This is a genomic window from Gemmatimonadota bacterium (assembly GCA_016719105.1).
Lineage (GTDB): Bacteria > Gemmatimonadota > Gemmatimonadetes > Gemmatimonadales > Gemmatimonadaceae > SCN-70-22.
In genome coordinates this window covers 118,681-125,100 of sequence record JADKAQ010000025.1, presented here as the reverse complement: position 1 = coordinate 125,100, position 6,420 = coordinate 118,681, and the positions used below count along the sequence as shown (strand labels likewise).

At 63.3% G+C, this 6,420-nt stretch carries 8 protein-coding genes; 2 read left to right on the top strand and 6 right to left on the bottom strand.

Annotated elements, in window-relative coordinates:
• Window positions 1-131, top strand: a 131-nt coding sequence (locus IPN47_22075; protein MBK9410686.1) for a hypothetical protein, incomplete at its 5' end; no start/stop codon positions are given.
• 79 nt (window positions 132-210) lie between these two features.
• Here the strand turns inward: IPN47_22075 and IPN47_22070 are convergent.
• The 5 genes from IPN47_22070 to IPN47_22050 form a co-directional block, all read right to left on the bottom strand.
• On the bottom strand, window positions 211-411 hold the full coding sequence (locus tag IPN47_22070) for a hypothetical protein (GenBank protein ID MBK9410685.1): 201 nt from the start codon (window positions 409-411) through the stop codon (window positions 211-213).
• Between the two features lie 563 nt (window positions 412-974).
• Window positions 975-1,205: a transcriptional coactivator p15/PC4 family protein gene (locus IPN47_22065; protein ID MBK9410684.1), complete on the bottom strand. Its 231-nt coding sequence runs from the start codon at window positions 1,203-1,205 to the stop codon at window positions 975-977.
• A gap of 879 nt (window positions 1,206-2,084) precedes the next feature.
• Complete coding sequence (locus tag IPN47_22060; GenBank protein MBK9410683.1) at window positions 2,085-3,062, bottom strand: AAA family ATPase; 978 nt, start codon at window positions 3,060-3,062, stop codon at window positions 2,085-2,087.
• The gene (locus IPN47_22055) at window positions 3,062-3,733 is read right to left on the bottom strand and encodes a hypothetical protein (protein MBK9410682.1); all 672 of its coding nucleotides are present in this window, start codon (window positions 3,731-3,733) and stop codon (window positions 3,062-3,064) included. The genes IPN47_22060 and IPN47_22055 overlap by 1 nt, the downstream gene beginning before the upstream one ends.
• Window positions 3,734-3,886: 153 nt before the next feature.
• Window positions 3,887-4,114: a helix-turn-helix domain-containing protein gene (locus IPN47_22050; GenBank protein MBK9410681.1), complete on the bottom strand. Its 228-nt coding sequence runs from the start codon at window positions 4,112-4,114 to the stop codon at window positions 3,887-3,889.
• Between the two features lie 522 nt (window positions 4,115-4,636).
• On the opposite strand from IPN47_22050, the gene IPN47_22045 reads away from it, so the two are divergent.
• Complete coding sequence (locus IPN47_22045) at window positions 4,637-4,885, top strand: hypothetical protein (protein ID MBK9410680.1); 249 nt, start codon at window positions 4,637-4,639, stop codon at window positions 4,883-4,885.
• Window positions 4,886-5,076: 191 nt separating this feature from the next.
• Here the strand turns inward: IPN47_22045 and IPN47_22040 are convergent, their stop codons facing one another.
• Entirely contained in the window at window positions 5,077-6,297 is a 1,221-nt protein-coding gene (locus IPN47_22040) for a site-specific integrase (GenBank protein ID MBK9410679.1), read from the bottom strand.
• Window positions 6,298-6,420: the final 123 nt, after the last annotated feature.

Genomic DNA, 6,420 nt, shown 5'->3' with positions numbered 1-6,420 from the left:
TCGGCACCCATCACTCCTGCGGCCTGACGAGCGTAGGGGCGGTCTACTGCTGGGGGTCTAACCCGCTCGGCCAGTTGGGCAACGGTACCACTATCTACCAGCTCTCTCCAGTCCTCGTAGTCATCCCGTAAGCCCTGCGTTTGGAGTGTTGCGTCGGCCAGCACTACCTGCCCGTCAGGCTGAATCGCGCCGGGTTTCGTGGAGGCTCGGTTAGTTGAGTCCCACGCTCCCGATGTGGGCCGTGTGGGTCTCGTGATACTGCGCCTCGAACTCCGCGCGGGGAACATACCCGAGCGGCTCCAGCAAGCGCTGCGTGTTGAACCACGCGACCCATTCGAGCGTCGCGAACTCCACGTCGTCAAAGCTGCGCCACGGGTCGCGGCGCCGAGCAGCTCGCGCAGCGAGAGCCATTGGACGTGGCGGCAATAAGCGTAACCGTTAGGACCCGGTCGTCAACGTCAGGACGCCACAAGCGTGATCTGAAACGGTATCGTGCCCGGTGGCGGAGTAATCGTTGCTGGTGCTTAGGTCCGAGCGGCTGTAGGCCGGACCGCTTTTCGTCCATTTTCGACAGTCGGCGGAGAATTCGGTAGAGATTCGTACGGGACGACTCTCGGGCCGGTGGAGGCGTCCAAGCGAGCCAGCGAATAGGTTCGGGCGCGGGAGGGCGAGCTCGCGGACCCTCGCAAGGGTTGCAGTTGCTGCGCGGAAGCTGCGGCCCTTCGCGCGATCGGTCGGAATCGCTGTTGTCCGCTGAGGCCTTCGAGGAGCATCCCACCGCACAATACTGTGTGGATTTTCGGACTCATCGCGTGCGCGCGCGCGCGTTTAAGGGCGGGACCGTAGTACTGAGGCCCCCGCGAGTCCGAAGGCTGACATAGACGGAACCGCCGAGCAATCGTCGCTGTCGTCCCTACAATGGCTGCACCAGGTAGCTGTCGCGCCGGATGTCACTTCAGGCTTCCACGCCGGTGCTAGTCCGCTGCAAACTGATCACGCAGGCTGCAGAGCGCATGGGTCAGCTGAGCGAGGTATTGGCGTCCAAGCGTAATACCCTTCCGCGTCGGCTTCCACGCTCCGGTGCCCCTCTCCCGGTAGAAGATGTGGACCGACACGACGGGTCGGTTCTTGAACGTGTGCGCCCAGATGCGAACCCGCTCCCGCTCAGAGCGGGCGAACTCATAGACCTCTGGTTCCTCAGCCATCAGTGTTCCCTCGCAGCCATTCGATTCTCGGGAATAGTCACGTCGTCCTGCGGATGCGACTCCTCGTTGGTGGACGCAAGAGCATCCAGGGAACGCTCCTCAGTCACGCTACCGGGGTCATAGGTGTACCGCTTGTTCCCGCGCACGTAGCACCATCTGCACTGCGCTGGTGGCTTCGTGGCGAGCTCAGTATGGCAGGCCGTGCACGCTCCTCGCATGAGCGCCCCCTTCCGAATCGCGAGCGCCGGTGCCAATCGTGAGACCGCTGTGCGCGGGCCATCGACTCTCAACAGTCCGCACGCCTGGGGTGTGAGGGTGACCCCCGCGGCCGAACATAGACGCCAAAGGGACGCAGCGGACCACGACGTCAGCGGTCGTCCGACGCGATCGGCGCGTGCGAGAACGGCTACAGCGTCAGCGTCGTGCATTCATCCGGCCCTCCCCGGTCAGCACAAATCGACACAGTCGCGCCAAGTGTCTTCAGTCGCGCCACGCCGACGGGTACGGCGCACGTGGCGCGACTGACAGTTGATGGCGCGACTGAAGGGGTTCCGATTTGTTCCGGGCGATCCGACGCACTCTCCCGCGATGAGGGGAGCTCCCATAGGCCGGGAGCGCCGAATCCTCCGCGCTTGTGCTTCACCCCGATCTGCTTCGCGGCGCGTTGCACTGTGCGCTCCCGGTAGCCCGCGCGCTTGCGAGTGCTAGTACCTCGCTACGCGGGCAGCACGCTGACTCCGAGCGTCACGCGAAGCCAGTCACTCGCCTCCTCGGTGACCTCGCGCTCTCCGTCATCGGGCACTCGGAGCGCGACCAAGTCATCAGCGGAATGCGAGGACTCCCCCTCCCACCTGATGCGCGCGCAGTTCCCAGCATCCTCTAAGCCGAACTGGAGCGACGGGGAAACTCCACCGCGACGTTGCACTTGGCGACGGCGAGAATGCGCTTTGAGTCGTCGTCGGGAGCCTTGTGAACCTGAAGAACAACCCGCGCGACGCCTGAAATCGCGACAGAACCGCCGCCAGCCGTGACTGCGTTGCCTCGTCCGCTCTTTGTGAAATGCCGGATGACGACCACGGCAACGCCAGTTTCTTCCGCGATGCGCGCGAGCGGGGCGAGCGCCTTCCGCACGTCCATATCCTTGTACGGATCGGTGCCAGGGCTAAGCGACGTGGTGAGAGAGTCGAGAATGACCAACCGCGCACCATGCTTGACGATCGCCTCCCGCAACGCCTCTACATCGTTTGGGAACGAGAGAGGCATCGACTGCGCGGCGCCGTAGTATGCCACTCCGCGCAGTTCGTGAATTCGAGTGCAGTCGGCTTCCGCCGCCAGTAGTCGCGGAACGATGGTGTCCGCAGTCCCGTCCTCAAACGACGGCAGGAGGAGCACGGAGGCCGGTTCAATCGGCTCGACATTCGGTAGCAGTGGGCGGCCGCTGGACACGAACGCTGCGACTTGTAGCGCAAGCGTCGATTTGCCTACGCCGGGATCACCTTCCAGAACCGTGAGCTTGCCCCACGGCACTCGTCCCGGCCAAAGCCACGTGACGACTTCGGGGCGCACGTCCGAGAGGCGCACAGACTCCAATCGACACGTCGTCGAGAGTGGCGTGGGGACCTCCGGCGTTTCGTCGGCGTGTCCGATGCCAATCGCGTCGGAGTCCAAGAAGCGTCCGGCCTCTTCGATCAAACCTCGAAGAACGTGCGGACTGCCGCCTGCGGCGAGCCAATCCGACACGTCGCCCTTCGCGGGAAGACCGGGGAGATCCAGGAGCTTTACCGATGCCGCCATCGGCAGGATCAACCTTCCGACGCGCTCTGCGAACCTGCGACCGGGAACGTCATTGTCCGGCATCAGAGCCACGTGAGCGCCCGCGAACGTGCGAGGCGTATCTGTTGGAACTGGAGCGCCGCGCCTCCGGCGATCGTCGTCGCTGTGAATCCAAGCGCGTTCAGCGCCTCGCAGTCCTTTTCTCCTTCGACGACAATGACCAACTCGCCTTCGTCGCGCGCTCGCAGAACTGCCGGCAGGTTGTACCACACACGTCGCTGTCCATTGAGGCCCCACACCTGACGCCCGCCCGAGTCGTAGTGTCTGGGGCGAAAGTCCTTCGGCTCGAAGCGCACGACTTCGTAGAGACGAGAGCCAGCCTCGTCCTCGTACCGGTAGACCGCGCTCTCCCGCCCCGGGAGTCGAGTCGGAGCGCGATTCGAGGCTCTTTCCCCGGTCGAAGCGAAAGAGCCTCGGGTCGCGCGCGAAGCGAACCCCGCAGCTCCGAGGATCTCTTCAAAGCTGCAGCCCGCGTGACAGTGAAGCAGCAGTGATCCGTCGCGTCCCGTGTCAACGCTCAACGACTGCTTTTGGTCATCGTGGTGAGGGCACTTGGCCGAGTAGCCTCGTCCGAGCTTGCGGACTCCTTTGGCGCTCGCCAAGAACTGCTCCAGCGTCACATCAGGCCGCATCGTCGTGGTCCTCGACGACTCTTCCGTCAGCAATGCAGTCGAGGGCGATCTGAAGCTCTTCATGCGCTAGGCGAACTTCGTCGAGGTCCATCAGCATCGACTCGTATTGCCGAATCAGCGAAGCTTGCGACCTGCTAAGCTCCGCGTGCGCAGAGTCGCATCGCCGCCGAAGGGCGTGGAATCGGGGCTCTGGGTTGATAGTCATTGGCTCGCTCCTCACTGCCTCGCCGCTAGCCGAGCACGAGCGCCCACGTCGTCGGAGGTCGAGCGTCGAACTCGCTCGGCGAGCCACGCGTCGAGCGTGGATCTTCGATAGGCTCCCTTACTGCCAAGCTTGAAGTAGGCGGGGCCAGAGCCTTCGACGCGCAGTCGAGCCAGCGTCTGCCTGGCCATGCCCACGTACTGACTCGCCTGGGCCGTAGAGAAGAGTGGATCGTTGTCCATCTGTTACCTCCTGTCGTCGCTTCCGTTTTGCGAGCATCGCCTTCGCGGCTCGCACGGCAGAACCTAGGAGGGCAGCTTGCGGAATTCTCGACTATATTTCGGCATGCCTATGACGAAAAATCGACAACGGACACGCCGCTTTGCCCCAACCCCGAGCGAACGCGATGCACAGCGGAAGAAGTGCGGCAACGTATCAAAGAGCTTCGCAAAGGGAGAAGCTGACTCTCCAGGAGTTCGCGAGATTGATCGCGTACGACTCACCAGCGCCGTGAAGGATTGGGAAGCTGGGATGCGTCTCCCCTCGCCGAGAGGCACTCACAGCGTTTCACGAAGTGTTCGGCGTATCACCCGAATGGGTCCTCGGCCTCTCCGACGTTAAGAGAGTTGCCAAGCCGGTCACCCTGCCGGAGGGTACGGTTATCTCGGATGATCAGCTGGAAGCGGCGCTGCGCGTCAAGTTCGAGGCGGCAATTCAGGAGCGCATGCGACAGAGCCGATCGAACCGCGAAGTTCATGCGACACGTGGCGGAGGTCAACGACAAGATCGTAATCGATGTTCTGGTGGTGCCCGGGCCTTCAGTCGACCTCGCCGTAGGCAAGCTCGTGGAGGACGCGGAAAACATGGCCAAGAGATCGTGGCGGGACTCGGCGCCGCACAGAATCCGTAGGCAGCTAGAAAAGAACCTGGGGCCGGACGCAGCGGCGGTGGCCGAGCTAGCGACACGGATGATGCGCGCCGAACTTGAGTACGAACGCTCGGACGCCTTTTGACGATGCACAACTCGATGCAGAGAAGGCGCGCGTGGCGCGGCTATCGGGACGATGTTGACGCGCCATAGGCCGCGAACTACCGGTTCCTGGGGGCGCCTTCCCGCGAGGCGCAAAGAAAGCGGGAGGTCGCGTTGCCTCAATCTCACCGCGCTGTCAGCACCCAGCGAGCGACGACGAAGTCTAGCGCAGCGCTAGAATCCGCGTGAACGACCTCCAAGAGCGACCGAAATCTCCTGAGCAGTCTTGTCCGCGACGAGCTTTCGAGCGTCATCGGTCAGGTGGGCGTAGCGCTGTGTGCTCTTCACATCGCGATGACCAAGGAGCGCACCGATGAGAGGCAACGACGCTCCACCAGAAGCCGCGATGCTCGCGACGGAGTGTCTCAGGTCATGCAAGCGAACGTCGTTCAGGCCGGCGTCCGTTCGTACCCGATCCCACACCTTTCTGAGCTCCACCAGGTGAAACCCCGGCACCTGACCCGGGAAGACGTAGTCAGATCCCTCTTCCCGCTCGATCTCGCGCAGTACGGCTACCGCGGCGCCTCCGAGCGGGCGCATCGAGCGACCCGTCTTGCTCTCCTCCAGCGTGACGGCTTCGCGATCGAAGTCAATCGCGGACCATTTGAGAGTCAACGCTTCCGATTCACGAAAACCAGAGAGGGAGAGGAATCGCAGCGCGTCGACCGCTGCCGGAGTCGCGCCGTCCCGCTTGACCTTCGCAAGCGCGGCTCCTAGCCGCTTGAGCTCATCGAGGGTCAAGTACCGCTCACGCTTCCTTTCTTGGAAGCGCTCGGTCCCGTGGCAGGGATTGGAGTTGGCCGGCCGATACCCGCGCCGCTCGCACCACCCGAAGAACGCAGAGAGCAGCGCGAGAAGGCGATTCCCTGCATAGGGCCTATCGCGAAAGCGGTCGTGAAAGGCGCCGATGTGCGCGGACGTAACGTCTCGCACGCGAAGGCGCCCGAAGTGCGTAATGAGCTCACCCCGGAGCTTGATGTCCTGACGCTTCCCGGTCGTCGTGAAGTGCCGTGCGTACTCGTAGTACGTGGTGGCCTTTCGCTTCGCCTTCACATCAGCCAGAAACAGCGGGGCGATCGCGGCGACCGTGGGGGCTCTATTTGCATCGGCGCGCTCACTCGCCGGATCCCGGCCCTCAGCGACTGCGTTGAGCACCCTCCGCGCGTACTTGCGGGCTTCCTCGACGGTGAGCACCCCGTGCTCCCCGAGCGTGAACCGGCGGGCGGGAAATCTTCGACCCACGCCAGGCAGTCGGTACTGCACGATGTAGACGCGCCGCCCCGTTGGCGTGGCTTTGACACCAAAACCGGCCAATCCCTCGTCCCAGAGGAAAGAGTCGCTCTGCGAGGCTCGTAGGCCCTCTACGGTGCGCTTGGTAAGTCTCTTGACGGCCACGTCTCATCTCCTGCGGGCGGGCTAGCAATCACCCAGCAATCACGAAGCCGCAATCTACAGGAACATGCCGGAATCTCAATCAGGAGGTTTCACTAGCAAAGAGACTCGCCAGCAATCACTGGG